Annotated in this window: 20 protein-coding genes; 12 read left to right on the top strand and 8 right to left on the bottom strand. The window is 63.9% G+C overall.

Annotated elements, in window-relative coordinates; all coding sequences use genetic code 11:
• Position 1: 1 nt before the first annotated feature.
• A complete protein-coding gene (locus F8S13_26060; GenBank protein ID KAB8139943.1) occupies positions 2-604 on the bottom strand; it encodes a carbonate dehydratase in 603 nt (200 codons plus the stop codon).
• Positions 605-811: 207 nt separating this feature from the next.
• On the opposite strand from F8S13_26060, the gene F8S13_26065 reads away from it, so the two are divergent.
• Positions 812-1,390, top strand: a complete 579-nt coding sequence (locus tag F8S13_26065) for a TetR/AcrR family transcriptional regulator (protein ID KAB8139921.1) — start codon at positions 812-814, stop codon at positions 1,388-1,390.
• A 57-nt stretch (positions 1,391-1,447) separates the two neighbouring features.
• Positions 1,448-2,374: an SDR family NAD(P)-dependent oxidoreductase gene (locus F8S13_26070; protein KAB8139922.1), complete on the top strand. Its 927-nt coding sequence runs from the start codon at positions 1,448-1,450 to the stop codon at positions 2,372-2,374.
• A gap of 61 nt (positions 2,375-2,435) precedes the next feature.
• Here the strand turns inward: F8S13_26070 and F8S13_26075 are convergent, their stop codons facing one another.
• From F8S13_26075 to F8S13_26095, 5 genes are all read right to left on the bottom strand, one after another.
• Entirely contained in the window at positions 2,436-3,932 is a 1,497-nt protein-coding gene (locus F8S13_26075) for a VWA domain-containing protein (protein ID KAB8139923.1), read from the bottom strand.
• 246 nt (positions 3,933-4,178) lie between these two features.
• Positions 4,179-5,120, bottom strand: coding sequence for a hypothetical protein (locus F8S13_26080; GenBank protein KAB8139924.1), 942 nt, complete (start codon positions 5,118-5,120; stop codon positions 4,179-4,181).
• Between the two features lie 252 nt (positions 5,121-5,372).
• Positions 5,373-6,344, bottom strand: coding sequence for a hypothetical protein (locus tag F8S13_26085; protein ID KAB8139925.1), 972 nt, complete (start codon positions 6,342-6,344; stop codon positions 5,373-5,375).
• Between the two features lie 154 nt (positions 6,345-6,498).
• Entirely contained in the window at positions 6,499-7,878 is a 1,380-nt protein-coding gene (locus tag F8S13_26090; protein ID KAB8139926.1) for a VWA domain-containing protein, read from the bottom strand.
• 464 nt (positions 7,879-8,342) lie between these two features.
• On the bottom strand, positions 8,343-9,074 hold the full coding sequence (locus F8S13_26095) for an AraC family transcriptional regulator (GenBank protein ID KAB8139927.1): 732 nt from the start codon (positions 9,072-9,074) through the stop codon (positions 8,343-8,345).
• A gap of 72 nt (positions 9,075-9,146) precedes the next feature.
• Between F8S13_26095 and F8S13_26100 the strand changes: the two genes are divergently transcribed.
• From F8S13_26100 to F8S13_26120, 5 genes are all read left to right on the top strand, one after another.
• Positions 9,147-10,091: a 4-hydroxyproline epimerase gene (locus F8S13_26100; protein KAB8139928.1), complete on the top strand. Its 945-nt coding sequence runs from the start codon at positions 9,147-9,149 to the stop codon at positions 10,089-10,091.
• Entirely contained in the window at positions 10,084-11,205 is a 1,122-nt protein-coding gene (locus F8S13_26105) for an FAD-binding oxidoreductase (protein ID KAB8139929.1), read from the top strand. The genes F8S13_26100 and F8S13_26105 overlap by 8 nt, the downstream gene beginning before the upstream one ends.
• A gap of 150 nt (positions 11,206-11,355) precedes the next feature.
• The gene (locus tag F8S13_26110; protein ID KAB8139930.1) at positions 11,356-11,610 is read left to right on the top strand and encodes a (2Fe-2S)-binding protein; all 255 of its coding nucleotides are present in this window, start codon (positions 11,356-11,358) and stop codon (positions 11,608-11,610) included.
• On the top strand, positions 11,591-12,877 hold the full coding sequence (locus F8S13_26115; protein ID KAB8139931.1) for an NAD(P)/FAD-dependent oxidoreductase: 1,287 nt from the start codon (positions 11,591-11,593) through the stop codon (positions 12,875-12,877). The genes F8S13_26110 and F8S13_26115 overlap by 20 nt, the downstream gene beginning before the upstream one ends.
• On the top strand, positions 12,874-13,785 hold the full coding sequence (locus tag F8S13_26120) for a dihydrodipicolinate synthase family protein (protein KAB8139932.1): 912 nt from the start codon (positions 12,874-12,876) through the stop codon (positions 13,783-13,785). The genes F8S13_26115 and F8S13_26120 overlap by 4 nt, the downstream gene beginning before the upstream one ends.
• Before the next feature lie 877 nt (positions 13,786-14,662).
• Here the strand turns inward: F8S13_26120 and F8S13_26125 are convergent.
• Positions 14,663-15,115: an isoprenylcysteine carboxylmethyltransferase family protein gene (locus F8S13_26125; protein ID KAB8139933.1), complete on the bottom strand. Its 453-nt coding sequence runs from the start codon at positions 15,113-15,115 to the stop codon at positions 14,663-14,665.
• Between the two features lie 650 nt (positions 15,116-15,765).
• Between F8S13_26125 and F8S13_26130 the strand changes: the two genes are divergently transcribed.
• Complete coding sequence (locus F8S13_26130; GenBank protein KAB8139934.1) at positions 15,766-16,428, top strand: hypothetical protein; 663 nt, start codon at positions 15,766-15,768, stop codon at positions 16,426-16,428.
• A 57-nt stretch (positions 16,429-16,485) separates the two neighbouring features.
• Here F8S13_26130 and F8S13_26135 read toward each other — a convergent pair whose 3' ends face one another.
• Positions 16,486-18,195, bottom strand: coding sequence for a sulfotransferase domain-containing protein (locus F8S13_26135; GenBank protein ID KAB8139935.1), 1,710 nt, complete (start codon positions 18,193-18,195; stop codon positions 16,486-16,488).
• Positions 18,196-19,163: 968 nt separating this feature from the next.
• Here F8S13_26135 and nifH point away from each other — a divergent pair.
• The 4 genes from nifH to F8S13_26155 all read left to right on the top strand — a co-directional run bounded on the left by nifH (position 19,164) and on the right by F8S13_26155 (position 24,042).
• The gene (gene nifH / locus F8S13_26140; protein ID KAB8139936.1) at positions 19,164-19,985 is read left to right on the top strand and encodes a nitrogenase iron protein; all 822 of its coding nucleotides are present in this window, start codon (positions 19,164-19,166) and stop codon (positions 19,983-19,985) included.
• A 36-nt stretch (positions 19,986-20,021) separates the two neighbouring features.
• Complete coding sequence (locus F8S13_26145; protein KAB8139937.1) at positions 20,022-20,984, top strand: radical SAM protein; 963 nt, start codon at positions 20,022-20,024, stop codon at positions 20,982-20,984.
• Positions 20,985-21,198: 214 nt separating this feature from the next.
• A complete protein-coding gene (locus F8S13_26150; protein KAB8139938.1) occupies positions 21,199-22,608 on the top strand; it encodes a nitrogenase component I subunit alpha in 1,410 nt (469 codons plus the stop codon).
• Between the two features lie 3 nt (positions 22,609-22,611).
• Complete coding sequence (locus F8S13_26155; protein ID KAB8139939.1) at positions 22,612-24,042, top strand: nitrogenase; 1,431 nt, start codon at positions 22,612-22,614, stop codon at positions 24,040-24,042.
• The last annotated feature ends 115 nt before the right edge of the window (positions 24,043-24,157 follow it).

Consider the following 24,157-nt stretch of genomic DNA (forward strand, 5'->3'; position numbering starts at 1 on the left):
GCTAGCCCCGCTCGCAGACCCGGCGGACGGCGCGCCCATACTGGGCATCTAGCGCTCCCCGGCTGGCGACGCGCATATCCAGGTCGTGCAGGATGCCGTCCTTCAGGCCGTAGATCCAGGCGTGGATGGTCAGATCTTGGCCGCGCTCCCAGGCCCGCTGTACGATCGTGGTCTGGCAGATGTTGGTGGCCTGCTCGATCGCGTTTAGCTCGCACAGCAGGTCGAGCTGCTGCTCGGGGCTGGCGCAGCGCTCGATCGCGGCGTGGTGCTTGTGGTGCACATCCTGCACGTGGCGTAGCCAGTTGTCGATCAGGCCGAAGCTGAGGTTTTGCAGCGCCGCCTGCACGCCGCCGCAGCCGTAGTGCCCGCATACGATGATGTGCCGCACCTTCAGCACCTCCACCGCGTAGTGCAGCACCGAGAGGCAGTTGAGATCGCTGTGCACCACCACGTTGGCCACGTTGCGGTGCACAAACATCTCGCCCGGCAGCAGGTTGACCAGCTGGGTGGATGGCACACGGCTGTCGGCGCAGCCAATCCACAGGTACTCGGGGGCCTGCTGCTTGGCTAGCCGCTCGAAAAAAGACGGGTCGGCCTCGGTCATCGAATTGGCCCAGGCGCGGTTGTTCTCGAAGAGCTGCTCGATGTTGATCGGGTGCTCGGATGGGTAATTTTCCACAGTCGCTCCTTTCTTTCTTCTCCACCCCTATTGTACGCATGTGTGGGCAGTTTGTGTTTTTTGCATGGCTTGACTCTTGAGTGCTCTTTTGATATGATAGATGAGTGATTAGTCAGTCATTATGGGGTGGACATGGCACGTCCGAAGAGCGAAGATAAACGTAAGGCGATCCTGGATGCAGCCGCCATGGTGTTTGCCGAGCGCGGGGTGTGGTCAACCCCCACGTCGGCCATCTCCAGAGCTGCTGGCGTTGCGGATGGCACGCTGTTCACCTATTTCGCCACAAAAGAGGTGTTGGTAAATGCGCTCTATCGTGCGATCAAAGAAGATCTGGCCAAGGTGATGATGGACACGTGCCCTATGTCTGCCAGCTTCCAGGCGATCTTTTTCCATGTCTGGGAAAGCTATGTGCAGTGGGGAATTGCGAATCCGGCGCGCTACAAGGTGCTGGTCCAGCTCCAGGTCTCCAACCAGATCTCGACGGAGAGCAGGCTGATCGGGGCCGCCCCATTTGTCCAAATTGAGCAATTTGCCAACCTGAGCCGAGAGCGTGATGGGATGCGGCAGTACCCGGTTGCGTTTGTGGGTGCGCTGTTCAGCAGTATCGCTGATACAACGATAGCCGCGATGGTGCGCGACCCTGGGGGGGATGTGGACTACTGTCGTCTCGGGTTCGATGCGTTCTGGCGCGGCGTGATGGTGGCGGAGTAGTTTTTTTTGAAGTATAAATGAGTGATTAGACACTCATTTAAGAAGAAGGAGCAAGCGATGAAGACCATGGATATCCCTAACCAGCGCGGCATACTGGCGGTAGTGACGGGCGCAAACAGCGGCATTGGGCTGGGCATCACGCGGCGGCTGGCGGCGGCGGGGGCCGAGGTCATCCTGGCCGTGCGCAACCAGCAGAAGGGCGAGCAGGCCATCCGCCAGCTTCAGAGCGAGCTTCCCACCGCCAAGCTGGGGCTAGAGCTGATCGACCTGGCTAGCCTCGACTCGGTGCGGGCCTTTTCTGCCCGCCTGAACGCCGCCGGACGGCCCATCCACATGCTGATCAACAACGCGGGGATCATGGCCCCGCCTACGCGCCACACCACCGCCGATGGCTTCGAGCTACAGTTCGGCGCCAACTACCTCGGCCACTTTGCCATGACCGCAGGGTTGCTGCCCCTGCTGCGGGCGGGCACGGCGCGCGTGGTGACACTCAGCAGCCTGGTGAACCGCATCGGCCATATCAACTTCGACGACCTCCAGTGGGAGAAGCGCTACTCGCCGGGGCGAGCCTACGGCCAGTCGAAGCTGGCCGATCTGCTCTTCGCTATCGAGCTGAACCGCCGCAGCCAGGCCCACAGCTGGGGTATCCGCAGTAATGCCGCCCACCCCGGCGCGACGCACACCAACCTGCAGACCACTGGCCCTACGCTGGGCACCGCGCGCACCACCGCCAGCCCATTTATGCGCCTCACCACCATAATTCCGGGCTTCTGGCAGGAGGTAGAGCAGGGCTGCCTGCCTGCGCTGTTCGCGGCCACCAGCCCCGCTGCGGTGGGCGGCGGCTACTACGGCCCCGATGGCTTTGCCGAGCTGAGCGGCATGCCCAAGCCAGCCCGCATCCCCCGCGAGGCGCTGGATGCCCAGGTGGCCAGGCGGCTCTGGCAGGTCTCCGAGCAGCTGACCGGCAGCCAGTTTGCTGCCTAGGGGAGCTGCAAAAAAGCCTGGGGCATTGCGGCCCCAGGCTTGAAGAGTCTCTCATGCTCGATCAGTAGTATGGGCACGGGCTGCCGCCGAGCTGTAAATAGAGCGGCTGCGCTGTGGTGCTGCCGCTGATGGTGAGCGGCACGCGCTCGGCCCCGCTGGCCTCGGGGGCCAGCCCCACCGACTGATACACACGCGAGATGCCATCCTCGGACTTGTAGCCCACGCTTGCCCTAACTAAGTAATCACCATCGGGGATGTTACTGAAGCTGTAGCGCAGCTGGCCCGTCTGCGGGTCGGCAGTGATAGCGGATTCTCCCATATAGGTATTGTCGCTGGCGCGGAAGAGGTGAACCTTGTTCCATCGCGCTGGATCGAGAGCAGGTGTATGTGCGGCGTCGATGCTGCTAACCCATTCGCTCGACACATGCTCGATGCATACGTCAGAAGGCGCTCGACGGTCGCTCATGATTGTGCTGATAATTTGTGGCGTATTGTAGAAGTATGTGTTGGAGAACGTGCTGGCAATATTTTCCATCCCAAGTTCTTGGTAGGTGAGCAGCGGGATGGTATATATCTGGACACTAGGGATGGCGACCTTGATGTTATTAGCCTCGATGAGGCTGGCGGTGATTGGGCGATACTGCTGATGCTCGTTGCTATAGCCAATCTGGCATTCGGTGTTGTCCAGTGCGGCCTGCCGTGTGAGATCGGGGCACACATCGCGGGCATAGTTGGTCGTGCCATCCAAGAATACGTTGGCCGGACCATCGGCGATGAACATAACCACAGGTCGATAGGTTTCGCCGTTGGGCGCGGTGGTGGGGGCCACCTGCAGCACCTGCAGCGCTTTGCTGATGGCCTGCGCGTGGGCCGAGCCGCCCTGGGTGCGGTAGGGGTCGTTGGCGTACATGCCCGCCTGAAGCACGATACTGCGCAGCGTGGCGGCGTCGCTGGTCCAGCCGCTGGCGGGCAGCACCTGGGTGTTGCCGCTGTAGCCGCGGCCCGAGCTGAAGGCGATGATCCGCATGCTATCGTTGGGGTGCAGTTGGTCGATCAGCTCGTTCACCAGCTGCTTGGCCTTGTAGATGCGGCGCTCAGTCGGCTCGTGCCAGGCCGCGTTGGCCCCGCCTGTGCACTGGGTGCTGTAGGGCAGCGCGCTGGGCGAGAGCGACTCGCAGCGTACATTTGCGCCGGACAGCGTGCCTTCGCCGTCGGGCGTGTAGCTCATCGAGCCGCTGACATCCAGCACCACCAGAAACTGGTATGGCGTCTCGGGCGTGGTGACGATCTCGTGGTAGGCAGGCCGCAGCGCCACCGCGCCGCTGAGCGTGCGGGGTGGTACGGGGGTGGCTGGCTCGCCAATGTCGGGCGTGATGGTTGGGATGGCGGTTGGGTCGACACTTTCGGGCGGCGGAAGAAAGATCTCGGGCGTGGGTGTGGGGTCGGTCGGCTCCTGGGCGAAGGCGGAGGGCACCGCGCCGCCATTCCCCAGCCCAACGAGGGCCAGGGTGCTGATCAGCGCAGCTACCCCAAGGATGCCGGAACTTCTTCTTTTCATGTTTTTACCGTGTTCTAATACATTCCCAACGGAGAAGGGAGCGTAGTTTGGCGGACGATAGGCTGTGTGGGAATAGTCTCATTATAGCGTCATAGCACCGCAGGCGCAAACAGCAGTTCTATGTGCCAAGATTTCTAGGCATTAAGGCAACAACAAGGCAACGAATACCACGAGCATTTGAATATCTGTTTGTTGTGTGGGGCGACATAGGGGGCAATGCCTGCCCCCTACGTGGTTCCGAAGCCCCTATGGGTAGCTGGCTGCGATCTGGGCCAGCATATCGGGCGAGGTGTAGCGGTAGGCCATGGCGGGCGTGGAGGCCACATCCACCATTCCCATGTCTTCGGTCTTGTTGGTCATCGTCACCGTGTACAGATCGACCGCGTAGGTCTGTTTCAGCTGGGCGGCGGCGCTGATCAGCTGGGTGATTGGGCGGTCCATCTTGTATGTTTCCGAGTACCCGATCTGGCAGGTGGCGGTATTCTGCGCTTGGCTCGCGGTAAGGCTGGGGCAGATATCTCTGGCTGTGTTTGCCGTCCCATTGGCGAAGATATTGGCGGGGCCGTCGGCCACCAGCATCACCACGGTGCGGTAGGTGGCCCCTTCGGGTGTGGTGGTGGGCGCTACGGCCAGCGCATCCTGTGCCTTGCTGATGCCAAAGGTGTTGGCCGAGCCGCCGTTGGTGATATAGGGGTTGGCGTTATAGCTGCCGACGGTGAGTAGGCTAGCCTTGAGCGCGTCGTGGTCGGATTCCCAGCCGCTGGCAGGAGCGATAGTGGTGTTGCCGCTGTAGCCGCGCCCCGAGCTGAAGGCGATGATCTCCATTCGATCTTCTGGCCGCATCACATCGATCAGATTGCTGACCATCTGCTTCGCGAGGTAGATGCGGCGCTCGTTCTCCACACGCCAGAACGAGTTGGGTCCAGAACAACCGTCTTTATACCTTAGATCTCTTGGTGCATCCCACTCGCATTGGTAATCAATGTTAGAGACTGTGCCTTCGCCATCAACATTCCAGCTCATCGAGCCGCTGACATCAAGGATGATCAGGTACTGTTTGGGCTGGCTGTCGGGCGGCGCGTCGGTGGAGGTGCGGGCGGTGGCGCTGGTGTCGAGCGCGCCGAGGCCGAGGGTGGTGCAGATGCCGCAGGCGATGAGCGCGGTGCGCAGGGCGGATGTGGGGCGCATAGAATCCTCCTGTTTGCTAGAGAAGTGGGTGAGGGGGTTGTTCCCTTGCCGATAGTATACCGTTAGGAGATTGAATGCACTGATAGTGAGAAAAGATGAAGCTGATAGTTAGGTCAATGCTACTCCTCGCGAGATGATACTACGCTTATATCTTTATGGATAAGTGGATAAGGAGATGCGGTCGAAGATCGACCGCATCATCTGCTACCCGCAGGCCACGAGACGCAGATCTCATAGGTGCCAGAAGGTAAATTAGCGAGATCGGTCTGCCGTAGCGCTGCTACCTGGCTGTATGCCGTACGAGGTCTGAAGTCTGATCTGCTCGATGGTATATGTCGGCTGCTCGGATGTGTAGACCATGGATGGCGATGATGCCACGCGCACCAAACTTTCGGTGTTGTGATCGCTTGCGTCGATGGCGAAGATCTGGATGTTAGGATGGCTCTGCTGGAACGCCTGCGCCGCCTGGATCATGGCGGTGATTGGCCTTGGTGTGCCATCCTCGGTCACGCCAAGGTGGCAGTAGCTGGTGGTTTCGGCCTGGCCTGGGGTGAGGTAGGGGCAGCTATCCTCGGCGGTGTTGGGCGTGCCGTCGAGGAATATGCTGGCCGGGCCATCGGCGATGATAATCACCACGGTGCGCGCGTTGACCTCGGCGGGCGCGGCGTCGGCCACGGCGGCGAGCGCGGCGATGCCCTGGGCGTTGGCCGAGCTGCCCTGGGTGCGGTAGGGGTTGCCGCCCACCTTGCCCGCGTGCAGCACGGCGTCCCGGAGCGTGGCGGTGTCGCTGCTCCACCCGTTGGCGGGCAGCACGGCCACGTTGCCGCTGTAGCCGATGTCGCCCGAGAAGGCCACGATGCGCATGCTGTCCTCTGGCGCTTTCAGTTCGATGAGGGTATTGAGCATCTGCTTGGCGGTGTAGATGCGCCGCTCGGTCGGCTCGCGCCAGGCGCTGGACACGCCGCCGCTGCATGTGTCCACCAGCGGCAGATTGGTGAAGTGACCCTCCTGCTCGCAGCGCACATCGACGCCGTCCAGCGTGCCATCGCCGTGGATGTTGTAGCTCATCGAGCCGCTGACGTCGAGCGCGATCAGGTAGTTGATCGGCACGTGTGTGACGATAGGGGGCGCGGCAGCGCGGCTGTGGGCGGTTGCGCTGCCGCCAAACCCAACGATCGTGGCGGTGCAGATGCTAGCTACGGCGGGAAGATGATGACGGATCATAGGAGTGCTCCTTTTGCGTTATGTTTGGCACAGTCAGCACTATAGAAAGCTCTTCCTGCCTCGTACACCCATCTTCCTGCCGTTCGCTGTATGCTTTCTGGTGGCTCTATTTCACTTGGAGAAGCGTATCAGCGATTGTTTACGCTCATCCCGATTATGCGCCGCACACATCGTCGGTGCTGGCCTTTTGGATGAAGAGCGGCGGCACGGTCTGGCCGTCAAAGGCGAGCGTGATTGCGCTGGCCCCCGCTCCGTTATCCAGCCCAACAGCGGTGTACTCGCGGGTCTCGCCATCAAGGCCAGTGTAGGTGATTGCGGCGCTCAGCTGGTAGGTGCCCGCCGCGACGCCCGCGAGGCTGTAGTTTATGCCACCCTGCTCATCCACTACAATAGGCATCTGGGCCACGGTCGAGATGCCATCCTCGCTGCGCAGTGTGACGCTGCCCTGTATAAGCCGCTCGGGGATGATTGAGCCAGTCCAGTAGCTACCATCTGTGCATATTTCTTCAAGCGCGATGCGGACGAGCTGGTTAGGATCGCTATAGTGGGCGTAGAGATCTGGGGTGGATGCCATATCGGCGAATCCCATAGTGTCTGATGTATGCGCCATGTGTATGATGGAGATATCTCCCCAGTCGAGATATAGGTATTGTTTCATGAGATTTGTCTGATTCAGCATCTCGGTGATAGGCCGATTTCGGCTATACATTGGTGAGTACCCGATCTGACAGGTGCTGCTGTTGATCGCCTGCCTCAGCGATAAGTTCGGGCAGATGTCGCGAGCGAAATTTTGGCTCCCGTCTAAGAATGTATTGGCTGGCCCATCAGAGAGCATAATAATCTTGGGGAGATATGGGCGACCATCGGGAGTATAGTAAGGGCTATACCCAAGGAGCGTTCTTGCAGCATAGATTGCCTGCGCGTGGTTTGCATTGCCCTGGGTCAGATAGGGATCGTTTGCGTAGGCCCCGATGGCCTGAAGAGAATCTTTGAGCGTCGTCTTATCGCTTGTCCAGCCAGATGCGGGCTGGGCAACAACATTGCCAGTGTACCCTCTGCCCGATGCGAAGGCGATGATCCGCATCGTATCATCTGGCGGCATCGCGTCGATGAGATTTCGGATAGCTTCTTTTGCAAGATATATTCGCCGCTCGCTCTCAACATGCCATGGGGCGTTGGGGATGGTGACGCTTGAGCCGCTTTGGCAGCGATCATAGTAGGCGAGGCTGCTGGTCCCTTCCCACTCGCAGTTGACGTTTTCTCCGGTGGCGCTGAGCGTGCCTTCTCCATCCATGTTGTAGCTCATCGAGCTGCTCACATCGAGCAAGATGGTGTATTGGTATGGTTCGTGGTCTAGATACCGGGCCTGAGATGTGTAGAGGTGAATCTGGCCGCTGCTGGCGGTCGATGTGGCGCTTGGGGCATTTGTGCGGGCGAGGCGGTCTTGAATGGCGCTTGATGGCGGCAGTATCATCAGCATCGAGCAGAAGCTGATGTGGGCTAGGGCCATCGGGATGGGGATCTGTTGGTGCATCTGCTATTTCCTTTTGTAGAGAGGGGTGAACAGCTGCGTATCTGCCGAATGCTACGATTGCCTAGGCCATGGCGCACCTCCTTTTTGCAAAATGCTGGTTGCGCCGCCTTTCGATGAAGCCGCGCACAATCATGACGTTGGGATCTGAGAAAGGTTCCCCTAAAGATGCAGATGTAGCTATCAAAGATTTGAGCAACCTTTAGCGCCTTAATATAGACCTATTGGTGATAGAAACTTTTATCGATGCGCTCACAGTGCTGGTAAAGAGAATGTTGCCGATGCCTTGGGGGGATGCGGGGATGCCTTCGGGGAACGCGTCGTCGAGTGCACCTCCCCCGGCGAGGCTGTAGCTCATTGAGCTGCGACTGCTCTGCCGCGATCCTAGGGCTTTGAGTGGGGCGTACCCGCCATGAGACCAGCAATTTTGGGAGGATGCCTTGCTACGAGGGCTTGCGCAGGCCCCCCTACCCGCGCTGCATGCGCAGGGCGCGGTACTCGCTGGGGGCCAGCCCCACCACGGCCCGGAACTGCCGCGTGAACGAGCTGTGGTCGGCGTAGCCGCATGTCTGCGCCACCTCGGCGATGCTGCGCGGGCTGGCCAGCAGCTGCGCCGCCGCATCCACCCGTGTCTTGATGATCAGCTGCTTGGGGCTGAGGCCAAAGATCCGCTCGATCTGGCGCTCGAACTGGGCGGGCGAGAGCTGGCTCATGGCGGCGAGCGCGGGCAGTCGCAGTGGCTCGGCGTAGTGCTGCTGGATGTGGGCCACGGCGGCGGCGATGCGGGCGTACACCGGGTCGCTGCGGTCGGGGCCGCGCAGGTCGCGCGAGATTCCGGCCAGGCCCACCACCGCGCCACCCGGCCCCAGCAGCGGCAGCTTGTAGGTGAGGCACCAGCCCGGGCTGCGGCTGGGGTAGAGGTGCAGCTCCAGCCGGTCGGCCAGGGGCCGCCCGCTGGCCAGCACCTCGCGGTCCTGGGCGGCGTAGCTCGCGCCCAGCTCGGCGGGGAACAGGGCCAGCGGGTCGCGCCCGATCAGCTCCTGCTTGCTGGCGCAGCCGCAGCGCCGCATCAGCGTGGTGTTGACCACCTGGTAGCGGCCCTCGGTGTCCTTGATGAAGAAGACCACGTCGGCCAGCCGGTCGAACAGGGCCTCGGTGACGGCGGGCGCGGCGGCGGCCTGGAGAAGCGTGCTGAGCATTGTGCAAAAATCCGCATGTGTTTCGCGCTGATTGTACAAGACTTTTGCCCGCCGCGATAGTACGATGCCCGTATGAAATACGTCTCCATTGTTGACTCTCACACCGCTGGCGAGCCGACCCGCGTGGTGGTCGATGGCGGGCCGGATCTCGGCCCCGGCACGCTCGCCGAGCGCCTGGCCGTGTTCCGCGAGCGCTTCGACCGCTTCCGCTCGGCGGTGGTGAACGAGCCGCGCGGGTCGGATGTGGTGGTGGGCGCGCTGCTCTGCGAGCCGAGCGACCCCACCTGCGCCGCTGGCGTGATCTTCTTCAACAACGTGTCGTACCTGGGCATGTGCGGCCACGGCACCATCGGCCTGGTGGCCACGCTGGCCCACCTGGGCCAGATCGGCCCCGGCGCGCACCGCATCGAGACGCCGGTGGGCGTGGTGACGGCCACCCTGCACGAGGATGGCAGCGTGACGGTGCAGAACGTGCCCAGCTACCGCCACGCCCACCGCGTGCGGGTGGCGCTGGATGACGGCAGCGCTGTGACCGGCGACGTGGCCTGGGGTGGCAACTGGTTTTTCCTGTGCGAGGACCACGGCGCAGATGTCGAGCTGCCGCAGGTGGCCGCGCTCACCGATCTCGCGTGGCGCATCCGCGCGGCGCTGGAGCGCGCGGGCGTCACCGGCGCGGGCGGCGCGCCGATCGACCACATCGAGCTGTTCGCGCCAGGGCAGGGCGGGGCCAGCAGCCGTAGCTTCGTGCTCTGCCCCGGCGGCGCGTACGACCGCTCGCCCTGCGGCACCGGCACCAGCGCCAAGCTGGCCTGCCTGGCCGCCGCTGGCAAGCTGGCCCCCGGCGAGCTGTGGGTGCAGGAGAGCGTGATCGGCAGCCGCTTTGTGGCCCGCTACACCGCGCTGGGTGATGGCCGCGTGCTGCCCAAGATCACCGGCTCGGCCTTCGTGACGCTTGAGGGGCGGCTGCTGCTCGATGAGCGCGACCCGTTCCAGTGGGGGATCCGCGCCGATGCCTAGCGCCGATGTGCTGATCGTGGGGGCGGGGATCGTGGGCGCGGCCTGCGCCGCCGAGCTGGCCGCGCGCGGCGCGGATGTGGCCGTGCTGGAGCGCGATGTGGTGGGCAGCGGCGCGACGGCGGCGGGCATGGGCCACCTAGTGGTGATCGACGATAGCCCGGCCCAGCTGGCCCTGACGCGCTACTCGCAGCGGCTGTGGGACGCCATGGTGGATGCCGACCCCAGCCAGCACGACCACCTGCGCTGCGGCACCATCTGGGTCGCATCCGACGACGAGGAGCTGGCGGCCATCGGCCCCAAGCAGGCGCTCTACGCCGCCAACGGCATCGCCAGCCAGCCGCTCGATGCGCACACGCTCTACGAGCTAGAGCCGAAGCTGCGCCCCGGCCTCGCGGGCGGCCTGCTGGTGCCGGGCGACAGCGTGGTCTACCCGCCGCGCACCGCCCTGGCGCTGATGGAGCGGGCCGCCGCCGCTGGCGCGCGCCTGCTGCACGGCGAGGCCGCCGCGCTGCTGCCCGACGGCGTGCGGCTGGCCGACGGCAGCGCCATCCGCGCGGGCGCGGTGGTGGTGGCCACCGGCGCGCGCTGCCCCGCGCTGCTGCCCGAGCTGCCCATCCGCCCCAAGAAGGGCCACCTGGCGATCACCGACCGCTACCCCGGCATGGTGCGCCACCAGCTGGTGGAGCTGGGCTACATCAAGAACGCCCACGCCGCCGACGGCGACACCGTCTCGTTCAACGTGCAGCCCCGGCCATCCGGCCAGATCCTGATCGGCTCCTCGCGCCAGCCCGGCGTGGCCACCCGCCCGATCGACTTCCCCATGCTGGCGCGCATGGTCGCGCGGGCGGTGGCGTTTATGCCCGCGCTGGCGAGCTGCACCATGGTGCGCACGTGGACAGGGCTGCGCGCCGCCACGCCCGATGGACTGCCGCTGATCGGCCCGCACCCCGCGCGCCCCGGCGTGTGGCTGGCCACCGGCCACGAGGGCCTGGGCATCACCACTGCGCTGGGCACCGCGCAGCTGCTGGCTGCGCAGCTGCTGGCCCAGCCCGCGCCCATCCCGCCCGAGCCGTACCTACCCCAGCGCCTGCCCGAGCTTGCGGCGGTGGCCTAGCTTGGTTCGTGCCCAGAAGCATGCATCTAAATGTGCGGCGCTGCGTAGAGTCTACATCCATCCCGCCCCTGCATCCTCACACCTGGCGACGCATGCCAGCCAAGCGCCGCCGCTGCGAGTTTTCTCCCTGTAGCGATCTGGAGTTTTTCCATGCCGAATGTGACGGTCTTTGTTAACGGAGCGCGCATCCAGATGCCCACCGGAAGCGTGGTGGCCGCCGCGCTGGCCGCCGCCCGCGCGCCTGCCCGCATCTCGCTGGGCGGCGAGCCGCGCGGCCCGCTGTGCGGGATGGGCATCTGCTGCGAGTGCCGGGTGACAATTGATGGACAGCCGCACCGCCTGAGCTGCCAGGTGGTGTGCGCCGAAGGGATGCAGGTGAGCACCGATGAAGCAGGAATCCTTTGATGTGCTGATCGTGGGCGCTGGCCCCGCCGGGGTGGCCGCCGCGCTGGCCGCCGCCCGCTCGGGGGCGCGGGTGGGCGTGGTGGATGCCAGCCCGACCCCCGGCGGCCAGATCTGGCGCGGTGGCGCGGCCCACAGCCACGACCCCCAGTCCCGCCGCTGGCTGCCCCGGCTGGATGCCGCCCCCGGCGTGCGCGTGCTCTGCCAGACCAAGGTGGTGGCCCCGCTCGACCCCTACGCGCTGCTGGCCGAGACCCCGGCGGGCGCGGTGGAGCTGCGCTACGCCGCCGCCGTGCTGGCCACCGGCGCGCGCGAGCGCTTCCTGCCCTTCCCCGGCTGGACGCTGCCGGGCGTGCTGGGCGCGGGCGGCCTGCAGGCCCTGGTGAAGGGCGGCCTTTCGGTGGCGGGCAAGCGCGTGGTGGTGGCGGGCAGCGGCCCGCTGCTGCTGGCCGTGGCCAGCTTCCTGCGCGAGCGCGGGGCGCAGGTGCCCGTGGTGGCCGAGCAGGCCCCGCTGCGCAAGCTGCTGCCTTTCGGCGCGCTGCTGGCCGGGCTGGCCCCCGCCAAGCTGGCCCAGGCCGCCGCCTACGCCCCGGCTGGCGCGGCCTTGCGCCCCGGCTGCTGGCCGCTGGCCGCCGCCGGCCAGGTCTGGGTCGAGCAGGTGACGCTGGCCCAGGGCGAGAAGACCTGGGATGTGCCCTGCGACTACCTGGCCTGCGGCTTCGGGCTGGTGCCCAACCTAGAGCTGGCCAGCGCGCTGGGCTGCGCGCTGGCGGATGGCGTGGCCCAGGTGGATGTGTGGCAGCGCACCAGCATCGCGCATATCTACGCGGCGGGCGAGATCACCGGCGTGGGTGGCGTCGACCAGGCCCTGGCCGAGGGCCAGATCGCGGGCTACGCCGCCACCGGCAACCGCGCCGCCGCCCAGGCCCACTTCGCCCAGCGCGCGCAGGCCCACCGCTTCCGCCAGGCCCTGGAGTTCACCTACGCCCTGCGCCCCGAGCTGGCCGCGCTGGCCCAGCCCGACACGGTGGTGTGCCGCTGCGAGGATGTGGCCTACCGCGATCTGGCCCGCCACACCAGCTGGCGCAGCGCCAAGCTGCACACCCGCTGCGGCATGGGGCCGTGCCAGGGCCGCGTGTGCGGCGCGGCCACCGGCTACCTGTTCGGCTGGGGGCAAGATTCGGTTCGCCCGCCGATCGCCACCGCCCAGGTGGCCACCTTCGCATCGCTTTCCACCCTCGAATCGCATACCCAGGAGCTACACCCATGACCATCAACTGGCACGGCGTTATCCCCGCCATCACCACCCCGTTCAACGCCGACCTCAGCATCGACCACGGCTTCTTCGCCGAGCACTGCCGCTGGCAGATCGACTCGGGCTGCGTGGGCCTGGTGCCGCTCGGATCGCTGGGCGAGGGTGCGACCCTCAGCTTCGACGAGAAGCTGGTGCTGCTGGCCACTGCCGCCAAGGCCGTGGGCGACCGCGCCCCGATCATCCCCGGCATCGCCGCGCTCTCCACCGCCGAGGCCGTGCGGCTGGCCCAGGCCGCCCAGGCCGCTGGCTGCGCGGGCCTGATGGTGCTGCCGCCCTACGTCTACGCCTCCGACTGGCGCGAGATGAAGGCCCACGTCGCCGCCGTCATCCGCGCCACCGAGCTGCCGGTGATGCTCTACAACAACCCGGTGGCCTACAAGACCGATTTTACCCCCGAGCAGATCGCCGAGCTGGCCGCCGAGCTGCCCAACATGGTTGCGGTGAAGGAGTCGAGCACCGATGTGCGCCGCGTGACCGCCATCCGCGCGCTGCTGGGCGACCGCCTGAACATTTTGGTGGGCGTGGATGACGCCATCGTCGAGGGCGTGCAGGCCGGAGCCATCGGCTGGATCGCCGGGCTGGTGAACGCCTTCCCGGTCGAGTCGGTGGCCGTGCACCGGCTGGCCATCCAGGCCAAGGCTGGCGGCGACCGCGCCCAGCTGGATGCGCTCTACCGCTGGTTCCTGCCTATGCTGCGCATGGACACCGTGCTCAAGTTCGTGCAGCTGATCAAGCTGGCCCAGGAGCTGGCGGGCGTGGGCAGCGCCCGCGTGCGCCCGCCCCGCCTAGAGGTGGTCGGGGCCGAGCTGGAGGAGGCCCGCGCTGTCATTCTGCACGCGCTGGAGACGCGGCCCGCGCTGTAGCCTGCGCTGTTGAAAACGAGCATTGCGATCAATGGCGCATAGGTGACATGATTGCAGCTCCACTCTACCCACCTGGCCCATAGAGAAACCAACATTATGGAGGCCCCACCAGTTGGCCCGACCTACGGGGAACCGTTTACCACCAAGACACCAAGGCACCAAGGGAACCGATTCACCACGAAGACGCGAAGGCGCGAAGGGCACAAGAAGCGTAAAAAAATGGCGCGAAGCCAGCCCTACCCACCTGGCCCATGCGGCGAAGGTGCAGCTCATGTGTTGATGGCCATATGTACGAACAGGAGCCGCCAGGGAACGACATAGGAACGCTCAACATTGGGGGTTCGAAGGGGGCGTAGCCCCATCGCGGGGTTCACAGGGGCTGGCCCCTGTGCGCCGCCCGCGCAGGGCACACACCCAGCGCAAAAGAGGAACCCTCATCATCGAAGCCGCAACCAGTCGGCCTGACCGGGCAACGCTGCACGCATTGCCTACGGTCGGGCCGACGCGGAACCACCCCCAAAAGTGATATCGACTGAGTCGCGCGCCCCCATCGGTGAAAGTCGGCGGGGGCGCGCTGCTGTTGTTTTCCCATTGAGAAGGCGTGGGCAAGTGCTGGGGAGCTGTGGGGAATCACTCGGGAGGCGTGGGCAAGTGCTGGGGAGCTGTGGGCAAGTGCTGAGGAGCTGTGGGGAATCACTCGGGAGGCATGGGGAATTGCTCGGGAGCTGTGGGCAATGACTCGGGAGGCATGGGGAATTGCTCGGGAGCTGTGGGGAATCGCTCGGGGGCACTGCTCTGTCATTCCCCAGGCCAACAAACGGGCGGCGATGCTCTACAGCACCGCCGCCCCAAGATAAAACATGATCTACCCCGCCTGCTAGATCCAGCGGCGCACCTCGCGGGTGTAGGCGCGGTAGTCCTCGCCGAACTTCGCGGCGAGCGCCCGCTCCTCCGGCACGATCTGGAAGCGAGTCATATACAGGATGAACAGCGGCAGCACCAGCAGCGCCAGCGCGTTGCCGAAGAACACCGCCCAGGCCAGCAGCGCCAGCGCCAGCCCAAGGTACATCGGGTTGCGGGTGTGGCGGTAGATGCCCTGGCGCACCACCGTGGCGGCCTTGTCGGGGTGCAGCGGGTCCACCGTGGTGGCCGCGCGGCGGAAGGTGCGCACGCCCAGCAGCCCGATGGCCGCGCCAGCCAGCGCGATCGGCAGCGCGACGAGGCTGCGGTGCGGCACCGGCAGCGTCAGCGCCGCGCCCAGCGCGCTGAGCAGCCACATCAGCGCCGCCGCGATCAGGAACACCACCACCGGCGGAATCTTCAGCTCCATGGCACCTTTCCTTTCTGCGTTTGCCAGAGCATACCACAGCTGCGCCCGATCACTGCAGGGCATCGCCCTCACAGGGTGTCACTTTTGGCATTCCTCTCCTTTTTTTGCAACCATACGCGGGCGGGCACCAGACCCGCCCTACGGCGATGATTCCATCGCGCTTGCCCAATCGCTGTCGGTGGCAGCCATCGGGCGTGTTTCGGCGCGTAGGAGCGCGTGTACTGCCGCATCGGAATGCCCGGCCCAAAAAGTGGTACCTGCTGAGCTCCATCGCCCGTAGCGCCCGCTGGAAACATGCGCATGGCTGCGAGCTTCTGAAGCATGGGAAACATGGGTTCTGCGCTCTTTATTTTCGCAGGCGACATAATCACTGGGAATAGACGTTATCGGCAAATAATGAGCGCAAAATGAGAAAACAAAGCGAGTCGCGCATATTTCTCGCTAAGCTCAGCAAATTTTCATCTATAGCTCATTCTTATTGCAACAAGCGAATAGCAATAACCGTCCTATAATAAGGCTGGAGATCGCTGCTTATGGCCCTCTATCTGCTATCTAGGCTATAAGCATATACTGTATGGTCGTGTTCGCCCATCTTCGAGCCAGCGCATTGCCTTGCAATCTGGCTTGGATAGAGAAAGGGACTGATACTCATGAAGCGCTTTTTCGCGGCATGCGCCGCACTGCTGCTGCTCGCCCCCCTGGTCGCGCTCTCAACCCCCGCCGCCTTCGCCAAGGATGCGGGCGTGGCCACGGTCTCGCCCGCCGAGGGGCCGGTAGGCACCACGTTCAGCTTCCACTTCAGCGGCTTCGACAAGACCGAGCGCGCTGGCTACTGGCTGAATATGCCCAACGGCACCATGCTGGAGATCAACCGTGGCAAGGGCATCACCACCGTCAACGGCACGGTGGATGTGCAGTGGACGCCGCGCGCTGGCAACCCCGCGGGCTGGTGGACGATGGTGGTGCAGGGCACCCAGAGCGATGTGGTGAAAACCGTCTCGTTCCAAGTGCTGCCCTCGGATACCGCCGCCGCCCCCGGCGATGTGAATGTGGCCCCGACCACCGGCGCTGCGGGCACCACGTTTGCCTTCATGGCCACCGGCTTCGATGGCGATGAGCGCGTGGCCTACTGGCTGAACTCGCCCAATGGCACGCTGGTGTCGATCGACGACTACGAGACCTACACCAACGACGATGGCCGCGTGGACATTACCTGGCTGGCCCCGGCTGGCTCGGCCACCGGTGGCTGGCAGCTGGTGCTCCAGGGTGCCGAGAGCGGCATCGTGAAGATTATCCCCTTCGCCATCCAGTAGCACCGATCTCGCAGGACGGGCCGCGCCAGCACTGGCGCGGCCCATTTTGTTTTGCGCCTACCAGCGCGCCGCCAGGCGCGCCATAGCCCGCAGCGCGCCCGCCGCCATGGCGCTGCGCGGCCTGCCCTCGTCGAGGATGCGCAGCGTGCACACGGCCCAGCGCAGCGCGCGCTGGTCGGGCGTGTGCGCCATGGCCCACGCTAGCGTAGCGCTGCGCTGGGGAGCCAGCAGCTCGGCCCATGCGGCGTACTCGGTGCTGGCCTGGCCCAGCAGCCACAGCAGGAAGGGGATGCGGCTGCCCGCGTAGAGCTGGGGGAAGGCCTGCCGCACATCGGGCCTGCGCCGGTAGATGTGGGCGGCCACGGCGGTGATCGGCGGCAGGCTGGCCGAGGTGGCCGGGTCTTCGGCGGCGGGCTGGGCGGCCCAGGTCAGCAGCGCCTGCCATGTGGGCGCGGTGAACGTAGCATCGAGGCCATACTCGGCCTGGGCGTGCTGCGCCACCCACAGCAGCACGTCGATGCGGTGCTCGCCGTCGATGTCGGGGTAGGCCCGCCGCAGATCGCCGCGCGTGCGGTGCAGGAAGCGGGCTAGGCTGGTGATTGGCGGCGCACCAATGTCGGCTGGGTCGCTGTGGGTGGCCCAGGCCTGCAGCGCTCGCCGTGTGGGCGCGGTCAGCAGCTTGTCGAAATGTGGCGGGCTGCTCGTATACCCGCACAGCCACATGGCCAGCGAGATGCGGTCGCGCCCACGCGGGTCGGGGAAGGCGGCCTGCAGATCGCCCCGGCTGCGGTAGATGTGGGCGACCCAGTTGCTGATCGGAGGCATAGGAGTCTCTGCCGTGCCATCATTTGGAGCTGGGGCGTGCATCCAGGCGATGAAGCTTGAAAGGCAGGCGGCCTGCGCCAGCTCCGGCCAGCGCCGCTCGGCCTGGGATGATTCGACCGAGAGGTAGATCTCCTTCATCAGCGAGACGACGGCGGGCGGCAGATCATGGCGCTCGAAGAAGGTGGCGCGGCGTGGTGTGGCCTTGGGGCGTATGTCGCGCCACACATCATCCTCGCCCAGGCTGTAGCCCAGCTCGGCGAAGAAGACGGGGTACGGCTGCTCCTCGCGCAGCAGCTGCACGATCTGCGCGGGCAGCGCGCTGCGCCACTCGCCGTAGCCGCCCCTGCGGAAAAAGATGCTGCCATCCTGCGAGAGCGCCCGCATCGTGCCGATGTCGCAGCGCTCCACCGCCCGCTCGATCGCCTCAAGCGGCACGGGCTGGATGCGGTCGGTCAGGTGCTTGAGTGTGCCCACGGGGTCGTTGTAGAGCGCCTCGTAGGGCACGATATGCGATGCACCGCTGCGCACCCAGGCCGCCGAGACGCCCACGACATCCTTGAAGGTGCTCTGGATCACGCGGCGCACCGGCTCGCCGAAGCTGCCGTCGTCGAGGGCGAGGTCGGCCAGCTGGTAGAAGTTGTGGCGGCGGCGGTAGGCCCGGATGTAGTGGTAGAGCGAGAGCAGCACATCGCCGGGGTGTCGGATGGTGGTTATCAGGGTGGCCTGGGTAGCCTGCGCCCAGCGCAGCAGCTCTGGCTCGGGCCAGTAGTGCTGGTGGCTGATCCAGCGCTGGCCCTGGCGGCTGGCTATGCTGGGGTCGAAGGGGAAGTCGAGCTTGGTGGTGGGCAGATCGTAGATGGCCGCGAGCAGCTGTCGGAGCCATGTGTTGCCAGTTTTTGCGGTGCTGGCGATCAGTATTCGCTGTGGAGCTGGGGCATTCAACCGAGATCCTTTCCGTGTGTGGTGATGCCCCTAGATGTAGCAGGTATTTGTGAATTTTTGGTTTAGAAGCTGTGGAGATTTGGTGGGTTTCCTTTGGGGTGAGAAATACCCTGTTCTTTATTGTACAAATAATACAAAGAAATGCTGTGGATAGTGCTCTATTTACGCATATAAAGTAGTTTAAAGTGGATAAAGAGGCAGGATAATGCAAGAAATACCATGAAAAAATGCATGAAAGCATTTGTAAGTCTGTTTATAATCGGGCTTCATTGTGCATATTGTACAAATGTACGCGAAGGCTTGTGTGAGATTATTGCATAGACATAAAGATTCTTCTTTGCTATTATGGCATTAAATCATGTTGATGAGATCTATTACCTATTTCCCAATCAATAGGAAGTATATACGCCTTCTTTCTGCCTCATAGGACTGCAGCCTGATTGTCAGCGCCGACTTTCCCCATTGCGATGCCGCATTTGAACATGGCTTTCCTTGACTTCGCTCTATAGACACCTCGACTTTGCAGACGAGATAAATACTTATTCTATGAGTGGTTGATGGTATGCCTTTATATCATGAACTAATCTACTTATTTGATGAGTATGAGGCCATAAGAATTGCCCAACGATAATAAGGGTTCTCTCTTCATATCGTAGTGTTTGGACATATAGAGATATACGCTAGATTTATCGCAGTATAGTAGATATTTATTTATTTAGTAACTATAGGCATATGATCATACAATCGTAGCAAATGCTACAATTGTATGATCATATGCCTATTTTTTTTGTAGTTTGCACATAAAATATTTTGGTTAAATCTAGTAAACCTAAAGTTGAGGAAAATAGATTGATCATGGAGAAAATCATGATACATTCATGATCATTCAGCAGGCCACTCGCAAAATATCTAACAAGCGGCAGAATCGATAGCGATAATCGATTCTGCCGCACTCAAGGAGGCTCCCAATGCGACAGATAGCATTCTACGGCAAGGGCGGTATCGGGAAGTCCACCACGCAGCAGAACACCGCAGCAGCTCTGGCGTCCATGGGCAACAAGCTGATGGTTGTGGGCTGCGACCCCAAGGCCGACTGCACCCGCCTGCTGCTACGTGGCATTCGCCAGGCCTCGGTGCTGGACACCATCCGCGATGGCGGCAGCGAGAGCGTCACGCTGGACAAGGTGGTCTCGCCCGGCTACCGCAACGTGAAATGCGTCGAGTCGGGCGGCCCCGAGCCGGGCGTGGGCTGCGGCGGTCGCGGCGTGATCACGGCCATTCAGACGCTGGAGACGCTGGGCGCGTACCAGGACGAGCTGGACTACGTGTTCTACGACGTGCTGGGCGACGTGGTGTGCGGCGGCTTCGCCATGCCCATCCGCGAGGGCTACGCCGAGGAGATCTACATCGTCTGCTCGGGCGAGTACATGGCGCTCTTCGCCGCCAACAACATCTCCAAGGGCATCAAGAAGTTTGCCGAGCGCGGCTACGCCCGCCTGGGCGGCCTGATCTGCAACTCGCGCCTTGTGGAGAACGAGTACGAGCTGGTGAGCGAGTTCGCCAAGCGCCTGAACACCAAGCTGATCCACTTCGTGCCGCGCAGCAAGGACGTGCAGCGCGCCGAGATCAACAAGCGCACCGTGCTCGACTTCGACTCCGAGCTGCCGCAGGCCAAAGAGTATCTGACCCTGGCCGACAAGATCGAGCACAACGAGGATTTCACCATCCCCACGCCGATCTCGCAGGACGAGCTGGAGGATCTGATGCGCGAGTACGGCATCGTCGACTAGACTAGCGGGCCGCCGGATGCCCGAAGGAGGCGCGCAATGGAACCCACCGAACCCCGACCGAACAGCGAGTGCCAAGGCAGCTGTATCCCGAAGGTTGATCTCTCGAACCACCCGTGCTACAGCCGCGCCGCGCACTTTCGCTTTGGGCGCATCCATGTCCCGGTCGCGCCGCGATGCAATATCCAGTGTAACTACTGTATTCGCAAGTACGCCTGCCCGAATGAGAACCGCCCTGGCGTCACCATGCGCGTGATCTCGCCCGACGAGGCCATGAACACCATCCGCGACGCGGTGGCCAAGGAGCCGCGCATCCGGGTGCTAGGCGTGGCTGGCCCGGGCGACGCGCTGGCCAACGACCCGACCATCGAGACCTTCGCCCGCGCCAAGGAGGAGTTCCCGCAGCTGACCCGCTGCATGTCCACCAACGGCCTGCTGCTGCCCGACCGGATCGACGACATCGACCGCGCTGGTGTGACGGCCCTGACCATCACGATCAACGCGGTGGACCCCGCGATCGGCGAGCAGATCTACGCGCACGTGCGCTACAAGGGCGTGACCTACCGCGGGCGCGAGGCCTTCGCACTGCTGCACAGGCAGCAGATGGAGGGCCTGCGCGAGGCGGCGATGCGCGGCATGGTGGTGAAGGTGAACTCGGTGCTCATCCCCGGCGTGAACGATAGGCACCTGGTGGAGGTGGCGCGCAAGGTGCGCGACCTGGGCGCGTACATCATGAATATCATCCCCATGCTGCCGCTGGCGAAGTTCAAGGACATCCCCGAGCCTTCGCTGGCCGATGTGAACCGCGTGCGCAATGAGTGCGGCCAGATAATCCAGCAGTTCCGCAACTGCACGCGCTGTCGCGCCGATGCGATCGGCGTGCCCGGCGAGGAGGGCAGCGGCTGTGGCGCGGGCGCGGGTGCGGCCAAGGAGAAGACCTGCACGCCCAAGTTTATGGGCGGCAAGGCTATCGTGCGGCTGAAGCCGACCGACCCGATCTAGGCTGTGTGCTGGCTGGGACCGCCAGGGCACTGCCCGCTCTGGCGCTCGATGGCGAGCACCCACATCCTACGAGCACGTTGACCGATCAGATAGAACCTCATCTGCGCGAGAGCAAAAAGACGACGACGAGCACACATTTATGCAGTGTCGCAGCGCAAAAACAATGACGTATTGCTGTTTTTTTCTCTTGCTGTTGCGGAAGCGAAGGAAGATCATGAAATTTAAATGTAACATTGCGCTGACTGAGCGCGAAGGCCATATCGCGATCAAGGGCCAGGATGGCTGCCAGCGCAGCGATGGCTCGAACTGCTTTATCAAGAGCAATGTGCCCACCACCCCGGGCGACATGACCGAGCGCGGCTGCACCTACGCCGGATGTCGTGGCGTGGTCGGCGGGCCGGTGAAGGATGTCATCCAGCTCACCCACGGCCCGATCGGCTGCGCCTTCTTCTCGTGGGGCTACCGCCCGCACCTGGCCGAGACCGACTTCCACATGAAGTACACCTTCGTGAGCGACATGAACGAGTCGAACATCGTGTTCGGCGGCGAGAAGAAGCTGCTGCAGTGCATCGTGGAGGCCGCGCAGGAGTTCCCCGAGGCCAAGGGCGTGTTTGTCTACAACACCTGCTCCACCGCGCTGATTGGCGACGACGGCAAGGATGTGGCCAAGCAGGCGACGGAGATCATCGGCAAGCCCGTGGTATTTTTTGAGTGCGAGGGCTTCCGCGGCGTTAGCCAGTCGGCGGGCCACCACGTGGGCAACGAGACGATCTTCAAGGAGCTGGTCGGCTCGGTCGAGCCGGAGGGCGACTTCAGCAACTCGATCAACATCATCGGCGACTACAACATCAAGAACGACATCCGCACCTTCGAGCCGCTGTTCGAGGCCATGGGCCTGCAGATCATCGCGCGCTTCACCGGCAACGTCTCGGTCGACGACCTGAAGATCATGCACAAGGCCCAGCTGAACGTGGTGCACTGCCAGCGCTCGGCCACCTACATCGCCGAGATGATGCGCGACAAGTATGGCACGCCCTTCATCGACGTGACGCTCTGGGGCATTAAGCACATGTCCAAGGCCCTGCGCGACACCGCCGCCTTCTTTGGGCTAGAGGACCGGGCCGAGGAGGTGATCGCCGCCGAGCTGGCCAAGATCAAGCCGAAGATCGACTACTACCGCGAGCGCTTCGCGGGCAAGACGGCCTTTGTCTACCAGGGCGGCCCGCGCTCGTGGCACTGGATCGAGCTGCTGCGCGAGATCGGCATCGAGGTGATGTACGCCGCCACCACCTTCGGCCACGAGGACGACTACCAGAAGATCTTTAGCCAGATCAGCGATGGCGCGCTGGTGGTGGACAACCCCAACGTGCCCGAGATCGAGGAGATCCTGCGCGAGTGCAAGCCCGATCTGTTTATCTCGGGCAACAAAGAGAAGTACGTGGCCTACAAGCTGGGCGTGCCGTTTGTGAACGGCCACACCTATGACACCGGCCCCTACGCGGGCTTCTCGGGCATGGTCAACTTTGCCCGCGACATCGACAAGGCGCTGCACGCGCCGATCTGGGGCCTGCTGTCGCAGCAGGGCCGACCTGTGCCGTCGTCACTTTCAGCCGCAGGAGACTAAGCCATGAGCGTGATCACCAAGCAGCAGCGCGCAGTCGCCATCAACCCCAGCCGCGCCTGCGCCCCCATGGGCGCGATGCTGGCCAACTTCGGCATCCACGGCGCGCTGACCATCAACCACGGCTCGCAGGGCTGCGCCACCTACCCGCGCCACCAGATGGCCCGCCACTTCCGCGAGCCGATCGAGGTGGGCACCACGTCGCTCACCGAGCGCACCACGGTCTACGGCGGCAAGGAGAATCTGATCGCCGCGCTCAAGAACATCTACGAGCGCTTCCACCCCACCATGATCACGATCTGCTCGACCTGCCTCTCCGAGACGATCGGCGATGACATGATGGCGATTGTGGACGATTTCCGCAGCGCCTACCCCGAGATGGATGTGCCGATCTTGGCCGTCAAGACGCCATCCTACGTGGGCACGCACATCACCGGCTTCGACAGCTACCTGAAGCAGCTGCTCACCGAGTTCCCGCAGCGCCGCGCCAGGGGCGAGACCAACGGCAAGGTCAACATCATCCCCGGCTGGGTGAACCCCGGCGACATCCGCGAGCTGAAGTCGATCGCGCACGAGATGGGCGTGGATGCCACCATCCTCACCGACTACTCCGACACGCTGGATGGCGGCTTCTACACGCCGCGCCCGCACTTCCCGCCCGGCGGCACCACGCTGGACGAGGTGCGCGACTGCTCGCGCGCGCTGGGCACGCTGGCCATTCAGCGCTACGTGGGCGGCGAGGCGGCCAAGGTGCTGCAGCGACGCCACAACGTGCCCGCGCACATCCTGCCCATGCCTATCGGCCTGTACAACACCGACATGTTTGTGCAGACGCTCACTAAGGTCTCGGGCAAGCCGGTCTCGCCCGCGCTGGAGAGCGAGCGGGCCAGGCTGCTGGACGCCCTGGTGGACACCCACATGTTCACCACCGGCACCCGCGCGGCCATCTACGGCGACCCCGATCTGGTGGAGGGCCTGACGCGGCTGGTGGCCGAGATGGGCATTCAGCCCGCCTACGTGCTCTCGCCGTCCGACTTCGAGGCCTGGGGCAAGCAGATGCAGGCCATGACCGAGGAGCTGGGCGTAGAGAGCGAGATCTTGCTCAAGGCCGACCTGCACGAGCTGCACAAGCGGATCAAGGCCAGCCCGGTCGACCTGATCATCGGCCACTCGAAGGGCAAGTTCATCGCCGATGCCGAGGACATCCCGCTCATCCGCGCGGGCTTCCCGGTAGAGGATCGGGTGGGCTACCAGCGGCGCTCGGTGGTGGGCTACAAGGGCGCGATCGCGCTGGTGGATGAGATCACTAACGCGCTGCTGGCCCGCAAGGGCACCAGCGTGATCAGTAGCACCCTGCTGACCCTGGATGTGGAAGGCCCCACCAACATTCCCCTGAGCGGTGGCGGCTGTGGCGGCGGCTGTGGCGGCCAGAACTAGCTTGCTCCTCCCCGTGTCGCTGGCAAATTGCTGCCAGCGACACGGCGTTCTTTGCAGGGAAAGCGTTCCACTGCAGGGAAGCTACCTTGGTGGTAGGTCGATCTCTTGCTTCGCC

The organism is Chloroflexia bacterium SDU3-3, from assembly GCA_009268125.1.
Taxonomy (GTDB): Bacteria; Chloroflexota; Chloroflexia; order Chloroflexales; family Roseiflexaceae; genus SDU3-3.

What these genes read in the sequence shown, in the direction of transcription:
- F8S13_26060 (KAB8139943.1), bottom strand. Translation starts at nt 604, where the DNA reads ATGACCGAGGCCGACCCGTCTTTTTTCGAGCGGCTAGCCAAGCAGCAG.
- F8S13_26065 (KAB8139921.1), top strand. Translation starts at nt 812, where the DNA reads ATGGCACGTCCGAAGAGCGAAGATAAACGTAAGGCGATCCTGGATGCA.
- F8S13_26070 (KAB8139922.1), top strand. Translation starts at nt 1,448, where the DNA reads ATGAAGACCATGGATATCCCTAACCAGCGCGGCATACTGGCGGTAGTG.
- F8S13_26075 (KAB8139923.1), bottom strand. Translation starts at nt 3,932, where the DNA reads ATGAAAAGAAGAAGTTCCGGCATCCTTGGGGTAGCTGCGCTGATCAGC.
- F8S13_26080 (KAB8139924.1), bottom strand. Translation starts at nt 5,120, where the DNA reads ATGCGCCCCACATCCGCCCTGCGCACCGCGCTCATCGCCTGCGGCATC.
- F8S13_26085 (KAB8139925.1), bottom strand. Translation starts at nt 6,344, where the DNA reads ATGATCCGTCATCATCTTCCCGCCGTAGCTAGCATCTGCACCGCCACG.
- F8S13_26090 (KAB8139926.1), bottom strand. Translation starts at nt 7,878, where the DNA reads ATGCACCAACAGATCCCCATCCCGATGGCCCTAGCCCACATCAGCTTC.
- F8S13_26095 (KAB8139927.1), bottom strand. Translation starts at nt 9,074, where the DNA reads ATGCTCAGCACGCTTCTCCAGGCCGCCGCCGCGCCCGCCGTCACCGAG.
- F8S13_26100 (KAB8139928.1), top strand. Translation starts at nt 9,147, where the DNA reads ATGAAATACGTCTCCATTGTTGACTCTCACACCGCTGGCGAGCCGACC.
- F8S13_26105 (KAB8139929.1), top strand. Translation starts at nt 10,084, where the DNA reads ATGCCTAGCGCCGATGTGCTGATCGTGGGGGCGGGGATCGTGGGCGCG.
- F8S13_26110 (KAB8139930.1), top strand. Translation starts at nt 11,356, where the DNA reads ATGCCGAATGTGACGGTCTTTGTTAACGGAGCGCGCATCCAGATGCCC.
- F8S13_26115 (KAB8139931.1), top strand. Translation starts at nt 11,591, where the DNA reads ATGAAGCAGGAATCCTTTGATGTGCTGATCGTGGGCGCTGGCCCCGCC.
- F8S13_26120 (KAB8139932.1), top strand. Translation starts at nt 12,874, where the DNA reads ATGACCATCAACTGGCACGGCGTTATCCCCGCCATCACCACCCCGTTC.
- F8S13_26125 (KAB8139933.1), bottom strand. Translation starts at nt 15,115, where the DNA reads ATGGAGCTGAAGATTCCGCCGGTGGTGGTGTTCCTGATCGCGGCGGCG.
- F8S13_26130 (KAB8139934.1), top strand. Translation starts at nt 15,766, where the DNA reads ATGAAGCGCTTTTTCGCGGCATGCGCCGCACTGCTGCTGCTCGCCCCC.
- nifH (KAB8139936.1), top strand. Translation starts at nt 19,164, where the DNA reads ATGCGACAGATAGCATTCTACGGCAAGGGCGGTATCGGGAAGTCCACC.
- F8S13_26145 (KAB8139937.1), top strand. Translation starts at nt 20,022, where the DNA reads ATGGAACCCACCGAACCCCGACCGAACAGCGAGTGCCAAGGCAGCTGT.
- F8S13_26150 (KAB8139938.1), top strand. Translation starts at nt 21,199, where the DNA reads ATGAAATTTAAATGTAACATTGCGCTGACTGAGCGCGAAGGCCATATC.
- F8S13_26155 (KAB8139939.1), top strand. Translation starts at nt 22,612, where the DNA reads ATGAGCGTGATCACCAAGCAGCAGCGCGCAGTCGCCATCAACCCCAGC.